Annotated in this window: 15 protein-coding genes; 8 read left to right on the forward strand and 7 right to left on the reverse strand. The window is 47.9% G+C overall.

Annotation, left to right across the window (positions count from 1 at the left end; translation table 11 throughout):
- Positions 1-1,131: 1,131 nt before the first annotated feature.
- The 7 genes from gyrA to dnaA all read right to left on the reverse strand — a co-directional run bounded on the left by gyrA (position 1,132) and on the right by dnaA (position 10,876).
- Positions 1,132-3,681, reverse strand: a complete 2,550-nt coding sequence (gene gyrA / locus FGB90_RS07145) for a DNA gyrase subunit A (RefSeq protein WP_138810099.1) — start codon at positions 3,679-3,681, stop codon at positions 1,132-1,134.
- A 254-nt stretch (positions 3,682-3,935) separates the two neighbouring features.
- On the reverse strand, positions 3,936-5,846 hold the full coding sequence (gene gyrB / locus FGB90_RS07150) for a DNA topoisomerase (ATP-hydrolyzing) subunit B (RefSeq protein WP_171051771.1): 1,911 nt from the start codon (positions 5,844-5,846) through the stop codon (positions 3,936-3,938).
- Between the two features lie 88 nt (positions 5,847-5,934).
- Positions 5,935-6,219 (reverse strand): extracellular matrix regulator RemB, encoded by a 285-nt coding sequence (gene remB / locus FGB90_RS07155; RefSeq protein ID WP_138810103.1) that lies wholly within the window; start codon positions 6,217-6,219, stop codon positions 5,935-5,937.
- 9 nt (positions 6,220-6,228) lie between these two features.
- Entirely contained in the window at positions 6,229-7,350 is a 1,122-nt protein-coding gene (gene recF / locus FGB90_RS07160) for a DNA replication/repair protein RecF (protein WP_138810105.1), read from the reverse strand.
- Positions 7,351-7,373: 23 nt separating this feature from the next.
- A complete protein-coding gene (yaaA, locus tag FGB90_RS07165; RefSeq protein ID WP_138810107.1) occupies positions 7,374-7,586 on the reverse strand; it encodes a S4 domain-containing protein YaaA in 213 nt (70 codons plus the stop codon).
- A 593-nt stretch (positions 7,587-8,179) separates the two neighbouring features.
- On the reverse strand, positions 8,180-9,322 hold the full coding sequence (dnaN, locus tag FGB90_RS07170) for a DNA polymerase III subunit beta (protein ID WP_138810108.1): 1,143 nt from the start codon (positions 9,320-9,322) through the stop codon (positions 8,180-8,182).
- A 198-nt stretch (positions 9,323-9,520) separates the two neighbouring features.
- Entirely contained in the window at positions 9,521-10,876 is a 1,356-nt protein-coding gene (dnaA, locus tag FGB90_RS07175) for a chromosomal replication initiator protein DnaA (RefSeq protein WP_138810110.1), read from the reverse strand.
- A gap of 425 nt (positions 10,877-11,301) precedes the next feature.
- Here dnaA and FGB90_RS07180 point away from each other — a divergent pair, with 425 nt between their 5' ends.
- From FGB90_RS07180 to mnmG, 8 genes are all read left to right on the forward strand, one after another.
- A complete protein-coding gene (locus FGB90_RS07180; protein WP_138810112.1) occupies positions 11,302-11,592 on the forward strand; it encodes a hypothetical protein in 291 nt (96 codons plus the stop codon).
- Positions 11,585-11,722 carry a 50S ribosomal protein L34 gene (gene rpmH / locus FGB90_RS07185; protein ID WP_110521536.1) on the forward strand — a complete coding sequence of 46 codons (138 nt, stop codon included), beginning with the start codon at positions 11,585-11,587 and terminating at the stop codon, positions 11,720-11,722. The genes FGB90_RS07180 and rpmH overlap by 8 nt, the downstream gene beginning before the upstream one ends.
- Before the next feature lie 281 nt (positions 11,723-12,003).
- Complete coding sequence (gene rnpA, locus FGB90_RS07190; protein WP_138810114.1) at positions 12,004-12,375, forward strand: ribonuclease P protein component; 372 nt, start codon at positions 12,004-12,006, stop codon at positions 12,373-12,375.
- Positions 12,376-12,408: 33 nt separating this feature from the next.
- Positions 12,409-12,648 carry a membrane protein insertion efficiency factor YidD gene (gene yidD, locus FGB90_RS07195; protein ID WP_138810116.1) on the forward strand — a complete coding sequence of 80 codons (240 nt, stop codon included), beginning with the start codon at positions 12,409-12,411 and terminating at the stop codon, positions 12,646-12,648.
- Between the two features lie 95 nt (positions 12,649-12,743).
- Positions 12,744-13,550, forward strand: a complete 807-nt coding sequence (gene spoIIIJ / locus FGB90_RS07200) for a YidC family membrane integrase SpoIIIJ (RefSeq protein WP_138810118.1) — start codon at positions 12,744-12,746, stop codon at positions 13,548-13,550.
- Complete coding sequence (gene jag / locus FGB90_RS07205; protein ID WP_138810120.1) at positions 13,547-14,164, forward strand: RNA-binding cell elongation regulator Jag/EloR; 618 nt, start codon at positions 13,547-13,549, stop codon at positions 14,162-14,164. The genes spoIIIJ and jag overlap by 4 nt, the downstream gene beginning before the upstream one ends.
- 611 nt (positions 14,165-14,775) lie before the next feature.
- On the forward strand, positions 14,776-16,152 hold the full coding sequence (mnmE, locus tag FGB90_RS07210) for a tRNA uridine-5-carboxymethylaminomethyl(34) synthesis GTPase MnmE (protein ID WP_138810122.1): 1,377 nt from the start codon (positions 14,776-14,778) through the stop codon (positions 16,150-16,152).
- Positions 16,153-16,270: 118 nt separating this feature from the next.
- Positions 16,271-18,178 carry a tRNA uridine-5-carboxymethylaminomethyl(34) synthesis enzyme MnmG gene (gene mnmG / locus FGB90_RS07215; protein WP_138810123.1) on the forward strand — a complete coding sequence of 636 codons (1,908 nt, stop codon included), beginning with the start codon at positions 16,271-16,273 and terminating at the stop codon, positions 18,176-18,178.
- The last annotated feature ends 12 nt before the right edge of the window (positions 18,179-18,190 follow it).

Here is an 18,190-nt window from a genome sequence, read left to right on the forward strand (position 1 = left end):
TAGGCACGCCGCCAGCGTTCGTCCTGAGCCAGGATCAAACTCTCCGTAGAAAGTTCGATGTCTCTGACATCAAAATGAAAATTTATTGACGGGATATTTATAATATCCCACGTTTCGCTTGGCTTCTGTTTAGTTTTCAAAGGTCAGAAGGCCGCTGTTTGAAGCGACTTAATTATCATACCATCATCGGAGCGCAAGGTCAACTGTTTTATCGAAAAAGTTTTTCTTGTTTTCCGGCTGAGATATTTTAACGTGAAAGTGTTTCATGCCGTTTTTGCGGCAACAGAAATAAATATACCACAGGGAAAAGCAGCGTGCAATACATTTTTAATTAATATATAGAAATAATTTTAACGGGTCTGATTTAGAACCAGGGAGCGTGGATGGTCTGACAGCTGCGGCTGTTACTGAGCTGTTTAAAAGGAAGGATGCCTGCAGGATCGGCAAATGTTCATTAGAAGAAATCCTCGTGAGAATGTTTATATAGTTAGAACGTAAAGATCTTTTACCCCACCCTGCAAAAAGCTAAACCTCCAATTACAATCTTTTTCTACCGAATAATTAAATATAACTTCACCGTCAGCAAGCAGAGGAAATTTCCTTCTTCTTTCCTATAGAATCTGTTAAAGTTCGTTGTTGATTTTCGGTCACTGCGCTCCCTTTCCGCGGGCACCACTGCAGCCTGCGCAGATGTTAGCGTGCTTCTTCCTCTTCCAGTATCGCTTCGAAGTGTCAGCGTCGAAGCAGCTCGAAGTGGACTCACGATGTAAACGCTCGTCCCTGTGGGGGCTTCCGTCGGTGCTTCTTCCTCTGCAGGAAAAGCTCCGACGCAGCCTGCGTCGAAGCAGATCACAGCATACTCGTGAAGCAGATGTTCTTTGCTGTACCCGCAGGAGTGTCGCGCGTTCGCTCCAATCAACATTTAAAAAATCATCATTAAGATTTAACAGAGCTTTCCTATAAGTAAAGGCTGTATGCTGCTTTTACATGCGAAGGCACGGAGCAAAAGGCGGCGCTCCTAGGGGATAGTCCTTCTGCAGAACAACAATTTTTCCGAAAAGCACTAAAAAAAGAGCCCCCTGTACCCTGTACAGGAGGCCCACCAAGTAAAACGCCGGTTTTTACAGCTTTTTATTCGTCTTCTTTCGGCTCGGAATCCGTGTCAGGTTCCTCACCCGACTCAGGCTCCTGAACAGATTCATTTTCTTCACCTGTCTCAGACTCCCCTGTCAGCTCTTCCGGATCGTCGATATCTTCATCTTCAATATTTACGCGTGCGACAGTGGATACATGCGACTCATCACCGACCCGGATCAGACGTACTCCCTGCGTATTCCGGCTGGTCTTGGAAATTTCATTCACGTGCATTCTGATAATAACACCGGAGTTGGTAATGATCATCAGGTCATCATCATCGGATACAACCTTGAGGGATATAAGGTCTCCGTTTTTATCGGTAATGTTACATGTTTTAATTCCTTTACCGCCACGGCTCTGAACGCGGTATTCCTCGATTGTGGTCCGCTTGCCGAACCCTTTCTCGGTTACGATCAGAACATCCTGGTCTTTTTCTATTATATCCATTCCTACAACCTGGTCCTCTTCCTGCAGCGTTACACCTTTTACACCTGCAGCAGTTCGGCCCATGAGGCGGACATCCGTTTCATGAAATCTGATGGACATCCCTTTTTTCGTCCCGGCAATCATTTCGCAGTCACCATCGGTCAGACGAACGCCGTGGAGCTCATCCTGCTCTCTTAGGTTGATGGCGAAAAGACCTACCCGGCGGATGTTGGCAAAGCTGGATAAGGCTGTCCGCTTGGCTACACCGTGCTTGGTCATGAAGAACAGATAGTGATCTTCCTCGAACGATTCAATCGGAATAACTGTACTGATGTATTCGTCATTGTCGATCTGAAGAAGATTTATGATCGGAATCCCTTTTGCAGTCCGTCCCAGATCAGGGATTTCATACCCTTTCAGACGGTATACCTTTCCTTTGTTCGTAAAGAAAAGCAGCACGTTATGGGAGTTCGTAATGAACAGATGCTGCACAAAGTCATCATCGTGTGTTCCCATTGCCTGAATTCCCCGGCCTCCGCGCTTTTGACTGCGGTAGGTGGAAACAGGCATCCGTTTAATGTAGCCATTGTGGCTGAGCGTGATAACTACATTCTGACGCGGGATAAGGTCCTCATCTTCGAAGCTGTCCTCGCCCACGGAAATGACTGTCCGGCGGTCATCCCCGTAACGCTCCTTAATATCCGTAAGTTCCTCGCGGATAATATCGAGTACTTTTTCCTCGTCTGCCAGAATAGCTTTATATTCCTCGATTTTAGCGAGAAGTTCCTGGTACTCGGATTCAATCTTATCTCTTTCCAGACCTGTAAGACGCTGGAGGCGCATGTCCAGAATCGCCTGGGCCTGCTCGTAGCTCAGCTCAAAGTTTTCCATGAGTCCGGTACGGGCAATATCTGTTGTCTGGGAGCCGCGAATCAGAGCGATGATTTCATCGATGTGATCAAGGGCAATGCGCAGCCCTTCGAGAATATGGGCCCGTGCCTCTGCTTTTTTCAGTTCAAATGCAGTACGGCGGCGGATAACTTCAATCTGGTGGTTGATGTAATGAATCAGTACGGAACGGAGATCAAGAACCTTCGGCTGCCCGTCAACAAGAGCAAGGGTATTAATACCGAAGCTTGTCTGAAGTGCCGTATGCTTGTAAAGGTTATTGAGAAGAACATTGGCGTTTGCATCTTTACGCAGTTCAATAACGATCCGCATCCCTGTACGGTCTGATTCATCCCTAAGATCAGTGATGCCGTCGACCTTTTTGTCACGGACAAGTTCGGCAATCTTTTCAATGAGTTTAGCTTTGTTCACCTGGTACGGGAGTTCCGTAACAATAATGCGGGGTTTTCCTTTTACTTCATCGATTTCCGCCTTGGCTCTTACAATAATCGAGCCTTTCCCTGTTTCATAGGCTTTGCGTATGCCCGAAATACCGACAATTTCAGCTGCTGTCGGGAAGTCAGGACCGGGAATGTACTCCATGAGATCCTGATTCGTCAGGTCCTTATTCTTACTGAGGGCAAGTACACCGTCAATGACTTCACCCAGGTTGTGAGGCGGAATGTTGGTTGCCATCCCCACTGCAATACCCGATGCACCGTTAACCAGAAGGTTTGGAAACCTTGCAGGGAGAACGATCGGTTCCCGCTCGCTCCCGTCATAGTTATCCTGATAGTCGATGGTGTCTTTATTTATATCACGTACGACCTCCATGGAAATCTTGGCAAGTTTGGCTTCGGTATAACGCATCGCAGCGGCTGCGTCCCCGTCCACGGAACCGAAGTTTCCATGGCCGTCAACGAGCATGTTCCGGTAGCTGAAATCCTGTGCCATCCGTACCATCGTTTCATAAACAGCTGAGTCCCCGTGCGGGTGATACTTACCGATAACTTCGCCGACAATACGGGCTGATTTTTTGTATGCTTTGTCAGGCGTCATGCCCAGTTCGTTCATGGCGTACAGGATTCTGCGGTGAACGGGCTTCAGACCATCCCGGACATCCGGAAGTGCACGGCTGACAATTACACTCATGGCATAGTCCATAAAGGACGTTTTCATTTCCTGACCGATATTTATTTCTTTTACTCTGGAAAAATCTTGCTCAGACATTTCTTGTACCTCCGTTTTCTCCTGAGTCAAAACGGGTCGGTATGATCCGTTCAGTTTCTCACTAGTTATTCAGATTTCATAGTGGATCTGAATGTCGAGTATGTAAAAGCCGGCGGCTGCACAACGGGATGCTTTTTCACGGATCCACTGCCCTCAATTCCTGTGTTACGAATTACAGTAAGGATTCGAAAACAGTGCAGAACATGCCACTGCACAGCGCCTGCATCCAGGTGTTCGGGATGCCGTCTCAGGCTTTAAACATCAAGGTTTTTAACATAATGGGCGTTTTCCTGAATGAAATCGCGGCGCGGTTCCACCCGGTCTCCCATCAGTGTTTCAAATATCTCGTCTGCGAGCATGGCGTCCTCAAGGGCCACCTGCAGTACCGTACGGTTTGCCGGATCCATCGTTGTTTCCCAGAGCTGTGTCGGATTCATTTCCCCAAGACCTTTATAACGCTGGAGTCCCGGTTTTGGTGATTCCGGTATTTCCGCCATAATCCGGTCCATTTCCTTTTCGTTGTAGGCGTAATGAACCTGCTTGCCCTGCTGGATTTTGTAGAGCGGCGGCTGTGCAATATACACATACCCCTCTTCAATTAGCGGACGCATATAACGATACAGGAACGTAAGCAGAAGGGTGCGGATATGAGCCCCGTCCACGTCGGCATCCGTCATGATAATTATTTTATGGTAGCGCGCCTTGCTGATATCAAAGTCCTCGCCGATACCTGTTCCGAGAGCTGTAATAATCGCCCGGACTTCATTATTGGAAAGAATTTTATCGAGTCTCGCTTTTTCAACGTTGATAATTTTACCACGCAGCGGAAGAATCGCCTGGAAGTGGCGGTCACGCCCCTGCTTGGCCGAGCCCCCTGCTGAGTCACCCTCTACAATATAAATCTCACTGATGGATGCATCCTTTGTGGAGCAGTCAGCCAATTTCCCGGGTAATGAACTTACTTCAAGGGCCGATTTACGCCGGGTAAGTTCCCGGGCTTTTTTGGCTGCATCCCGTGCACGCGATGCGAGGATTCCTTTTTCCACAAGCTTTCGGGCTACAGATGGGTTCTCAGCCATGAATTTTGTCAGATGCTCGGAGAAAAGCGAATCGGTAATCGTCCGCGCTTCACTGTTTCCAAGCTTTGTTTTGGTCTGTCCCTCAAACTGGGGATCCGGAATCTTAACCGAAATGATGGCTGTCAGTCCTTCCCTGACATCATCCCCCACCAGGTTCGGATCATTTTCCTTAAACATATTGTTTTTCCGGGCATAGTCATTGATCACACGGGTCAGGGCTGTCTTAAATCCCGATTCGTGGGTTCCGCCCTCGTGCGTATTAATATTATTGGCAAACGAATACAGGTTGCTGGCAAACCCCTCGTTGTACTGAATCGCAATTTCAATGGCTATTCCATCCCGTTCCCCTTCGAGGAAAATCGGCGGTTCATGGATCGGATCCTTGGTACGGTTCAGGTGTTCAACGAATGAGGCAATTCCACCCTCATAGTAGTATTCAGCTTCTTTTCCATTCTCGCGCTCATCTGTAATAAAAATTCTGAGACCGCGGTTGAGGAAAGCAAGCTCACGAAGGCGATTGGCCAGGATGTCGTATTCAAACACAGTCGTTTCCGTGAAAATCTCCGGATCCGGCTTGAAGCTTATGATCGTTCCCTGCTTTTCCGTCTCACCTGTTACTTTCAGATCTTCTTTTGGAATACCGCGCTCGAATGCCTGGTAGTACACTTTTCCGTCTTTATGAACTTCCACTTCCAGAAGGTTCGACAGTGCGTTTACGACCGATGCCCCCACTCCGTGGAGCCCCCCGGATACTTTATATCCGCCGCCGCCGAATTTACCTCCGGCATGGAGCACGGTCATAATGACCTCAACAGCCGGACGTCCCATTTTTTCATGGATACCGACAGGGATCCCGCGTCCATTGTCCTCTACGGTGATGCTGTTATCTTTTTCAATCGTTACACGGATGGTATCGCAGTGTCCGCCCATCGCTTCGTCAATGCTGTTATCGACAATTTCCCACACAAGGTGGTGAAGGCCCCTTCCACTTGTGGAGCCGATGTACATACCCGGCCGTTTACGAACGGCTTCCAAACCTTCCAATACCTGAATCTGACTTTCATCATACGATTGCTGCTGATCGATCGTCACACTCTTCACCTGCAATTCTCTGCAGCACCCGGGCTGCATGAATAGTTATAAAAAATCAGTATATAAAAACAATAGTTCAGTTTTATTCGACGCCTGTCTGTCCTCCGGTATCCTCTTCCTCTAAATCCACTGTGGCGTTTGCCCTGCGTTTCAGCGTGAGGGAGGATATCGGTGAGAGATAAATCTGCTCTTCCGTTACAACCACGGATTTAATCGTGTCTGCAGAGATCTCGGTTACCTTTTTCCTGCTGCTGTTTTCCGACAGAAATTCCTGGTTGTCCTGTGACATCCCCCGGCTCTGGTGGTCGAGGATCGCCACTACGTCTTTTGAACGGATGACGGTATCACCGCCTAAATGGATAAACATTCGGACACCTCAATCCTTTCGTTTTGCCATACCCTGGTCCACATAATAAATCCGTGCATTCTGCAGCGTTTCATGGTGGATTCCTTCCACACTGGTGGTGGTGACAAAAGTCTGTACTTTCCCCTGAATGGCACTCAGAAGGTGGGACTGACGGTAATCATCCAGTTCCGAGAGAACGTCATCAAGAAGAAGAATCGGGTATTCCCCGACTTTTTCATAGATTAATTCGATTTCTGCCAGTTTAAGTGACAGCGCCGTTGTCCGCTGCTGGCCCTGAGAGCCGTAGGTCTGAATGTCCCGGCCGTTTACATCAAACCGAAGATCATCGCGGTGAGGTCCGACGAGTGTCGTTCCCCGCTGAATTTCCCGGTCGCCGGTATTTTCAAAGGCTTCTTTCATCCTGTCTTTCATTGTCGACAAGTCCATGTCTTCTGATACGTTACAGGATGGAATATATCTGATCTCCAGTTTTTCCAGACTTCGGCTGATCTCACTGTGAATGCCTTCCGCCCATTCCTGGAGTCTCGAGAGAAATGAATAGCGCTTCGCCGTGACTTCCACTCCGGAATCAATCAGCTGGTCGGTGAGAACATCCAGCATGGTTCTGTCGAAGTCCTTTCCCGACTTCTGCAGATTCTTCAGGAGCTGATTACGCTGCTTAAGTATTTTATGATAGCGCGCCAGGTGATAAAGATAGATGCTGTTGATCTGGCCCAGTTCCATATCCAGGAACCGCCTTCGCACCTGGGGGCTGCCTTTTACAAGATTCAGATCTTCCGGGGCAAACATAACAATGTTGCACGTACCTATATAGTCACTGAGCCGCTTTTTTTCCAGGTGATTAAGCTTTACTTTTTTCCCTTTATTAGAAAACACCACTTCCATCTGAAGTGGCCCTGTCTTCTTCGTGAGCTTCCCCCGTATCCGCGCAAAATCCTGATCCCAGCGAATGAGTTCCTTATCCCGCGGTGTTCTGTGGGATTTAGCCAGTGCAAGCACATAGATGGCTTCCATGAGGTTTGTTTTGCCCTGGGCATTCTCGCCGATAATCACATTTACTTCGTTTTCAAAGGTAAGTGTTGCTTCAGCATAATTCCGATAGTCTTTGATTGCCAGTTCATTAATGTGCACAGCCGTCACTCATTCCGAACAGGCTATTCCAGTACAAATGTTTCTCCGCCTTCCAGTCTGACAACATCTCCGGGGTAAAGTTTTCTGCCCCTGCGTTCATCAGCCTCATCATTGACGTATACGGTATATTCCTGAAGAAACCACTTGGCCATTCCGCCGGTATCAATCGTCCCGGTTTCCTTAAGCAGCTGTCCAAGCGTCAGGTACTCACCTTCGATTTTCACTGTTTCCTTCATCAGGGTCACTCACTTTCCTGACATCATAATTTGCTTTTTCACCTGTTTCCTGAATAAAAGCGCAAATGTCTCAAACTATATTGTACTAAAAAATGCGTGAATTAGCCAACTGTCCATGGAATTTCCCATGGCAGCCGCAGAGCTTCAGTCGACACATATTGCTAAAAGCCGGCATAGTCTGCTGAAACTGTGTCGAAAAAATATGCTGAATAAATTCTTTTACCTCTGCTGCAGCCATGCAGTGCATGGCCGCAGGTTAATCCGCTTGTCCCTTGGCGTTTCTGTTTTTAACACCAACTCTTTTAATAAAGGCTCTGTTAAAGTTCGTTGTTGATTTCGCTCACTGCGCTCCCTTTCCGCGGGCACCACTGCAGCCAGCAGAGTAGTTGCCGTGCTTCTTCCTCTGCAGGAAAAGCTCCGACGCAGCCTGCGTCGAAGCAGATCACAGCATACTCGTGAACAGATGTTCTTTGCTGTTCCCGCAGGAGTGTCGCGCGTTCGCTCCAATCAACTTTTTTAAAATCAGCATTAAGATTTAACAGAGCCTTAATAAAACAGAAAAACTGCCGGACGATCCGGCAGTTTCCCGTATTCTAGTACGTTCTGACTGGTGAAAATAAATGGAGCGTATAGTCATGATCCACCGGTTTAAGAACGAAGGGGCTCATGGCACCTGTAAAATCAACATGAATTTCAGATGAATCCACAACTTTCAGGGCATCAATAAGATTTTTTCCGTTAAACGAAATCCGGAGTTCCTCTCCTGTAAGTTCCAGACTCTGGAGGTCTTCCGTTACTTTACCCACTTCCGGTGTAACGGACGTGATTTCCACATGGCCGTTCTCCATTGTCTTTAAATTGACGACGTTGTTCTTGCCGTCTCTGGAAAGAAGCAGCGCCCGTTCGATCGCCTGGAGGAACTGTTTCGTATCGAGCTTAACCCCGGTTTTAGAAGTGGTTGGAATCATATTCTGCGTAGCCGGATAGTTGCCATCAAGGAGACGGGAGAAGAAAAGGATATTCTTTGCTTTAAACAGAATCTGATTTTCCGTCACAATAATATCGATCCATTCTTCAGTATCGTCGAGGATCTTATTGAGTTCGCCAAGACTTCTCCCTGGAATAATTACATTGGAAAAGGAAAAATCATCGGAACTGGTGTCAACTTTTGCTTTTCGCATGGCAAGACGGTGGCTGTCTGTTGCAGTGCAGGACAGCTCCTGGTTTTCAACCTGCCAGTGCACGCCCGTAAGTACAGGTCTTGTTTCAACTGTCGACACTGCAAATCCGGTCTGGCGGATAATATTTTTCAGAAGGTCTGTCGGAAGTTTGAATACACTGTCCTCTTCAATCTGCGGAAGACGCGGATACTCTTCCGGGTCCAGCCCGTTCAGATTAAAAACCGAGGCACCGGATTTCAGGGTCGTGGCAAACTGATCCTGGACAGTTACTTCCACTTCGTTTTCGGGAAGCTTTTTCACAATGTCCGCAAAAACCTTTGCCTGAAGGACAATGCTTCCTTCCTCGGTAACTTCCACATATTCGTTCTCATCATCTTCTTTTGGAATAAAACACTCAATTGAAATATCAGAGTCACTTCCTGTGAGTGTAACCCCTTCTTCAGATGCGTCAATTTTTATCCCCGTGAGTATTGGATGGGTAGTTCTTGAGGAGATCGCCTTGCTTACGTGCTGGACGCTCTGTACAAACTGATCTCTCTGAATCGTAAATTTCATCGTCGTTTTTCCTCACTTTCATTCATAAGTTCATGCACCCATGAATAGTATTAATAGTTTACAGAAATGACGTAGTAATCGTATTAGGGCCTGTGAAGATGTGGATAACCCCGGGCGGCGCCTTGAAGGACGAGTTATCCACCTGTGGACAACCTGTTGATAACCTGAGCCGTTTTATACACAGTGCCCACAGCCGGTTTACAGGGATTTGAGCTGTTCGGTAATTTCCTGGACCTGTTTCTGAAGGTCCTGGTCGGTTGAAAGCAGCCTTGATATCTTTTCGTGGGCGTGGATCACTGTTGTGTGATCACGTCCCCCGAATTCCCCGCCTATTTTAGGCAGAGAGCTCTCGGTAAGTTCCCTGGAGAGGTACATGGCAATCTGTCTTGGGAATGCCACGGTTTTTGTCCTCTTTTTCGCTTTCATTTCCTCAATTCTCACTTCGAACGTTTCTGCTACAAGCTTCTGTACGTCCTGGATTGTAATGGTTTTAGGTTTTGAGTTCGGAATAATGTCTTTCAGCGCAACAGCTGCCAGATCGGCATTCATGTCCTGATTAATAAGTGATGAGTAGGCGACCACACGAATAAGGGCCCCTTCAAGTTCCCGGATGTTGGTATCGATCTGGTTTGCGATGTAGAGCATGACCTCATTTGGAATATCGAGGTTTTCAGCTTTCGCCTTTTTTCTCAGGATGGCAATCCTTGTCTCGAGATCCGGCGGCGTAATATCGGTAATGAGGCCCCACTCAAACCTTGAGCGGAGTCTGTCCTCCAGTGTCGGTATTTCTTTTGGCGGACGGTCACTTGAAATGACAATCTGCTTTCGTTCCTCGTGCAGTGCGTTAAATGTATGGAAAAATTCCTCCTGGGTCTGTTCCTTGCCGGCAAGAAACTGAATATCATCGATTAAAAGCACGTCCACGTTCCGGTACTTGTTGCGGAAATTGACGGCTTTATTATCACGGATGGAATTAATAAATTCGTTTGTAAATTTTTCCGATGACAAATAAACGACTTTGGCATCCGGATTGTGATCAATCACATAGTGGCCGATCGCGTGCATAAGGTGGGTTTTGCCAAGCCCCACTCCCCCATAGATAAACAGTGGATTGTAAGCTTTCGCCGGAGCTTCAGCCACTGCAAGTGATGCAGCATGGGCAAAGCGGTTGCCGCTCCCGATGACAAACGTGTCGAATGTATATTTCGGGTTCAGCATATGCTTTGATGTTTCTTCCTCGTTTTTAACATCCGATTTTTTAGGCTGCTTCATTTTTTCAATCAGCTCGAGATTTTCTTCCTGCTCATCCTTCGGGATCACAAACTTAACCTGCAGTTCAGCACCTGTAATCTCCTGGAGCGTTTCTGCAATAAGTCCGGAATACCTGTTTTCAAGCCAGTCCCTGGCGAATTCATTGGGTGCAATAATTGTTATGCTGTCCTGGCCAATGGCTTCTGCTTTTGTTGACTTAAGCCATGTCTCAAAACTTGGCTTACTGACTTTTTCCTCAATACTTTTCAGTGCCTGTTTCCAGAGATCGTTTAAATTCTCCAACCGTTTACCTCCTTCAGCGCTCAGTCTGTTCCACAACAGAGGAGCCGGCTGTCCTGTGTGCCCGCCGGCTTGTACAATATTTGTATAATGCTGTTCGCTCGTGTCGAATATATATGAATGGGTATGCATTGTGGAAAAACAATTATATAGTAGAAATCAGGTCATTCACCCCATACACAGTCATGTGGATAAGACAGTCCAGTGAGCGTGAATAACTATCCACACAGTTGTACACAGCTGTGGATAGATTTCATTTTAACACAGGTTCTCCACTGAAAAAACAAGAATATATTTTCCTCTCTTTCTTCTGTCTGCGGGAACTGCTGCGCGTTATCCACAATATCCAAGGGGTTGTGTGCTGTTTTTGTCCACAGCACAAGATCATGTGTAAAAGTTGTCGAAAAAGGTGTGTGGAAAAATAAAATATGGCGAAAATTGTCCACAGATGGAAGAACCTCCGGTTTGTGCAGGAGGTGTTTAATGTCAGTCTTCCGGAAATAATGTGCAATTATGCCCCGGTCGCTGCAGGTCAAAAATTGGTTTCGGCCTTTTGGTGCACCAATGGATATGCCGGGATCCGGAATCTGCATGGAAGGAAATCAGGGGAGGCTGAAGAGGATGTTTTAGACGAAGCCTTGACAATCGGCTTCTTCCTTTTTATACTTTACAAGACTGTTTATATGGATATGTCCCAGGAGGTGTTAATAGATGGGTAAACCAACATTTAATCCAAACAACCGTAAGCGTAAAAAAGTACACGGTTTCCGTACTCGGATGAGCACGAAGAACGGACGCAGAGTTCTTGCGAGCCGCCGTCGTAAAGGAAGAAAAGTACTATCTGCTTAAAAAAGGCCACTGACCGCTCAGTGGTCTTTTTTTCCGGAGCCCGTCTGCAAGGCAGAGGGCTTTTTGGAAATTATACCGGTTTAACCAGGGAACACAGGACCATTTGTCCTCTGTTCCCGTTTAACCCGGTGCGACTTTTCAGGGGGTCATGCTGAGTAAGGTGCAGTTATAAAGAAGAGTTTAGAGCCAAAAGGAAATCTGGTTTTTTGAAATGCCATTGTATATAATGTAATTTAGTTATTTCCTGCTTAGCGGCAGACGAGGAACTGAGGTGGGTACGGTTGAACAAAAAATACCGTCTAAAAAGGAATGAAGATTTTCAGCTTGTTTTTAAGCAGGGGAAATCTGCTGCCAACAGACAGTTTGTAATTTACCACCGTCAGAGTGAATCCGAGTCCCGTTACCGGATCGGCCTTTCCGTGAGCAAAAAAGTCGGAAACGCCGTTACAAGGAACCGGATAAAGCGCCTCATCAGGGAGGCGGTCCGGGAACTTGAACCGCGGATGAAAAAAAAGCAGGATTATATCATCATTGCCCGAAAGCCTGCAGCTGACATGGGCTTTCACGAGGTAAAGCAGAGTCTGCTGCATGTGATGAAAAGGGGAAGGATCATCGGTTCTTCGAAGCAGTCTGCCGGGCCCGTAAAGCGTTAGCCTGCTGCACAGGGAAAAGGAGTGGGTTCCGGGATGCGTCAGGTATTTATTGTACTTATCCGTTTTTATCAGAAATACATTTCCCGTTTCACACCGCCTTCATGCAGGTTTTATCCCACATGCTCCCATTACGGCATCGAGGCCTACCGCCGTTTCGGTGTAGTAAAGGGAACGTGGCTGACGGTTAAAAGAATCGTTAAATGTCAACCCTTTCATCCAGGAGGGTACGACCCTGTACCCGAAGTTAAGGACAGGAAAAAACTTACCGACTGACACAGCTGACCCGGTCAATACCGGTCTGACATGTGATGTGAATAGATTCTCATCATGAATGTGATGAAGCTCGAGGAAATCAAGGAGGATCCATCGTGTTAAAAAAATTAGGTTTAACGTCGGTCCTGATTGGCCTGATGGTTATTATGACGGGCTGTTTCAATATTAATGAACCGATCGACTCGGACGCATCAGGAATCTGGGACCCGTTTTTTGTCTATCCGCTGTCATGGCTTATGGTTAATATTGCCGAAGTCTTAAATAACAGTTTTGGTCTTGCCATTATTATCGTAACGATTCTGCTTCGTATTCTTATTCTGCCTCTGATGATCAAACAGACGAGAAGTACGAAGGCCATGCAGGCGCTTCAGCCTGAAATGACAAAGCTTCGCGAAAAATACAGTGCCAAGGATCAGCAGACTCAGCAAAAACTTCAGCAGGAAATGATGCAGCTGTTCCAGAAGCATAATGTAAACCCGCTTGCCGGGTGTTTCCCGATTATTATTCAGATGCCGATTCTTATTGCCTTTTACCATGCAATTATGCGTACTCCGCAGATCAACCCGGGAGTGGATCCGACTGTCGGTTACGATCCGCAGCTGTTCCTCTGGTTTGAACTGGGACAGGCTGATCCGTATTTCATTCTTCCGCTTATTGCAGGTGCGACAACGTTCCTTCAGCAGAAGATGATGATGGTAACGGATAATCCGCAGATGAAAATGCTGATGTATATCATGCCGGTCATGATTATGGCCTTTGCCGCCTTCTTCCCGGCAGCTCTTGCCCTCTACTGGGTAATCGGAAATATCTTTATGATTGTACAAACGTACTTTATTACCGGCCCGAATGTCGGAAAAGATAAAGATGGCGCGCCGGATACAGGGGGAGCGAAAACGAAGTGAAAAAAGTGACTGTTTCAGGTAAAACTGTTGAAGAAGCGATTGAACAGGCTCTCGAAAAACTGAATGTGCCAAAGGACCGGGCTGATGTCCGTGTCCTGGAGGAACCCCAGAAAGGTTTTCTCGGTATTATCGGAGGGAAGCCTGCAGTGGTGGAAGCTGAGATCAAGCCCGATCCGCTGAAGGAAGGCCTCGCATTTCTCCGGGAAACCATCCACCATATGGGAGTTACAGCCAGCGTGAGTGAGGAGAAGACGAAGGAGGGGGCCCGATTTGAAATTGCCGGGGACGAAATCGGAATTCTTATCGGAAAAAGAGGCCAGACTCTTGATTCCCTTCAGTATCTTGTGAACCTGGTTGCCAACCGGTATTCCGAGGATTACCTGCGCATCGTCCTGGATGCGGAGGGGTACCGTGAGCGACGCAGGGAGTCGCTTGAGAAACTCGCTCTGCGCCTTGGTAATAAGGCCGTTAAAACAGGCCAGGAAGTCCGCCTGGAGCCGATGAACGCCCATGAACGCAAAATCATTCATACAGCCCTTCAGTCTGTAAAGGGAGTAGGCACCTATTCCGACGGCGAAGAACCAAACCGCCGGATTGTAGTCAGACCGAAATAACTTCACAGTCACCTGAGATTGTCACAGAACAGATAGAGAGGAGCCGCTGCAGTGCAGCGGCTCTTTTTATATGAGACTGGCACATAAGGAAAGCGTTCAGGTGATAATCCGAATAATAAACTGGTCAGCAGATGAAATATTCGCCGACTCCTGCGGGAGGAACAGCGCGGGTGAGACCCCGAAGGGCGAAGCGCGAGGAGGTTCAGCCGCTTCCTGCACCGCATATTGGCTGTTCGGATTTTCGTCTATAAAATAATTCTGTCCCAGCTTTTTTTATTCCCGGCTAAACGCACAGCAGGTAAGCATGGGAGACAGACTTAACGGCACCTCCGCGGGAAGCGGGCTTGCGCCGTGAAGCGGAGCCTCAGTACAGCCTGGATTCATGGAAGCCGGACGTATGTTTCCAGTGACTGATTTTCCCGCGCACAGCAGTGGATGAACAATATAAAAATGGTCTATGATGAAGATGAGAAGTTTTTTTAAATCGCACTTTTGTGGTATTCTAATATTTTGGATACAGTTATTTTTGCACACAAACGCTGAAATAGATGCACTTGCATCCGGAGGACTTCCGGAACGATAAAAAAACCGAACGAAAAGAGGTGACACAGATGGATTTAGATACTATTGCCGCAATCTCCACTCCAATGGGAGAGGGGGCGATCGGCATTGTCAGAATAACCGGTGACAAAGCCATTGACGCAGCAGACAGTCTGTATAAAGGGAAAAAGAAGCTGGCAGAAGTGGATTCCCACACGATTAATTACGGCCATATTGTGGATCCTGAAACAGGTGAAACAGCAGAGGAAGTAATGGTCAGTGTGCTGCGCGGACCACGGACCTTTACAAAGGAAGATATGATTGAGATTAACTGCCATGGGGGCCTCGTCGCTGTGAACCGTGTACTGCAGCTTGTTCTCAGCCAGGGAGTTCGCCTTGCAGAACCCGGGGAGTTCACAAAACGTGCATTCCTTAACGGCAGAATTGACCTTTCCCAGGCGGAAGGTGTTATTGACCTGATCCGTGCAAAAACGGACCGTGCCATGAATGTGGCCATGAGCCAGGTTGAAGGACGGCTGTCGGAACGCATTCAGAAGCTGAGGCAGGATCTTCTGGAAACAGTGGCTCATGTGGAAGTGAACATCGACTACCCTGAATATGACGCGGAGGAAGTGACACTTGGCATCCTGAAAGATAAAGCAGGTTCTGTGAAGAAAGAAATCGACCGCCTGCTGCAGACTGCAGGGCAGGGAAAAATTCTCCGCGAAGGCCTTTCCACAGTTATCATCGGACGTCCGAATGTCGGCAAATCTTCACTTTTGAACAGTCTTGTGCACGAAAATAAAGCGATTGTAACCGATGTTCCAGGTACAACCCGGGATGTGATTGAAGAGTATGTAAATGTACGCGGAGTTCCGCTTCGCCTGCTGGACACCGCAGGGATCCGTGAAACAGAAGATGTTGTAGAGCGGATTGGAGTTGAAAGGTCAAGAAAGCTCGTTGCCGAGGCTGAGCTTGCTCTGCTTGTTGTCAACTACAATGAAGCTCTTACAGAAGAAGATGAAAAGCTCTTTGCCGTAAGTAAGGGGCGGGATTCGATTATTATCGTCAATAAAACGGACCTTTCCCGGGAAATAGACATGGATCGCGTTTACGAACTGGCCGGAGATCGTCCTGTTATTACGACATCTCTCCTTGAGGACGAAGGCATTGATGAACTGGAGGAAGCGATACGGGAAATGTTCTTTGAAGGCGGACTGGAATCCGGTGATCTTACCTACGTATCCAACTCCAGACACATCGCTCTGCTGAAGGAAGCAAGCGGTACCATTGATGATGCTCTTTCTTCTGCAGAAGCAGGGATGCCGGTGGACATGGTTCAGATTGATATTACAAAAGCGTGGGAGCTGCTTGGGGAAGTGATCGGGGACAGCGTAAGCGAGAGCCTGATCGATCAGCTTTTTTCCCAGTTCTGTCTGGGCAAATAATAGCCCGTACACAGCTGCCACTGATAACGCGTATCGCCCGGCGATACGCCGATAACGAAGTGTTTTACGAAGGAAATCAGTCGTGTTACCACGACAACAACTAAAGGAGGTCATCAGCATGAATTACCAGGGCGGAGAATTTGATGTAATCGTCATCGGTGCCGGACATGCCGGCGTGGAAGCAGGACTTGCTTCTGCCCGTATGGGAGCAGACACCCTGATGCTGACACTGAACCTGGATGCTGTGGCATACATGCCGTGTAATCCGTCTGTAGGCGGGCCGGCAAAAGGGATTGTCGTTCGGGAAATTGACGCCCTAGGCGGGGAAATGGCCCGTAATATCGACAAAACCCACATTCAGATGCGGATGCTGAACACAGGAAAAGGACCTGCAGTCCGTGCACTGCGGGCGCAGGCAGACAAATTTCTCTATCAGCATGAAATGAAAAAAACGATCGAAGAAACGGAAAATCTCCTACTGCGCCAGGGAATGGTGGAGGAGCTGATCATTGAGGACGGCGTCTGCCGCGGCGTGGTGACGCAGACAGGTGCCGAGTACCGTGCAAAAGCGGTTGTCGTTACGACCGGTACTTATCTGCGCGGCAAAGTCATTCTCGGTGATCTTGCCTACGACAGCGGGCCGAACAATATGCAGCCATCTGTTAATCTGTCCTATCATCTGCAGGATCTCGGGTTTGAAATGGTCCGGTTTAAAACCGGTACGCCTCCCCGGGTCAACAGTCAGACGATCGATTATTCAAAAACGGAGATACAGCCCGGAGACGATGTTCCGCGGGCATTCTCATATGAAACAACGAAGTATATTACCGACCAGCTGCCGTGCTGGCTCACCTATACTAATGATGAAACACACGAAATTATTAACGGAAATCTGAACCGGTCTCCTATGTATTCAGGTATGATTGAAGGAACAGGCCCCCGTTACTGTCCTTCCATAGAAGACAAAATTGTCCGTTTCAGTGACAAGCCCCGTCACCAGATTTTCCTGGAGCCGGAGGGCCGAAATACGTCAGAAGTTTATGTCCAGGGCCTTTCCACAAGTCTTCCGGAAGATATTCAGCTGAACATGCTGAAGACTATTCCAGGACTTGAAGCGGTCCGGATGATGCGTCCGGGCTACGCGATAGAGTACGATGCAATCGTACCGACACAGCTGTGGCCCTCTCTTGAAACAAAGAAAATCGATTCCCTCTTTACCGCAGGCCAGATCAATGGCACGAGCGGGTATGAGGAAGCAGCGGGACAGGGGCTCATGGCGGGAATTAACGCAGCCCTGAAGGTACAGGGGAAAGAACCTCTTGTTCTTGACCGTTCCGAAGCCTATATCGGCGTGCTTATTGATGACCTGATCACAAAAGGCACGAATGAACCTTACCGTCTTCTTACGTCACGTGCCGAGTATCGTCTGCTTCTGCGTCATGACAATGCAGATCTTCGTCTGACGGAACGAGGACATGAGATCGGTCTGATTTCAGACGAGCGTTTTGCCCGTTTTGAAGACAAGAAAGCGGCCATTGCCGGGGAAATTAAACGTCTTGAAAAGGCTATAGTTAAAGCTGACGATGAAGCACAGGAAGTGATGGCTGAGGCTTCATCGGCACCAATGAAAGATGCAGCAAGTGCAACACATCTTTTAAAGCGGCCGGAAATTACGTATGCCCACGTAGCGAAGCTGGCCCCGCCTGAGACAGCACTCGATGAGGATGTAGCCGAGCAGGTGGAAATCCAGATCAAGTACCAGGGATATATCGCCAAGCAGCTGGAACAGGTGGATAAGCTGAAACGAATGGAGAATAAAAAACTTCCTGAAGACCTCGATTATTCCGCCATCCACGGCCTGGCAATGGAAGCCAGACAGAAACTGGCAGAGGTACGCCCGCTTTCCGTTGCACAGGCTTCACGCGTCTCCGGTGTTACCCCTGCTGACGTATCGGTGCTCCTCGTTTATCTGGAGCAGGGGCGCCTGAAAAGAGTAGACGAGTCAAAACAGGCCGAAGAGGCATAAAACAGCGAACAG

Source organism: Alteribacter natronophilus, from assembly GCF_006007885.1.
GTDB classification, from domain to species: domain Bacteria; phylum Bacillota; class Bacilli; order Bacillales; family Salisediminibacteriaceae; genus Alteribacter; species Alteribacter natronophilus.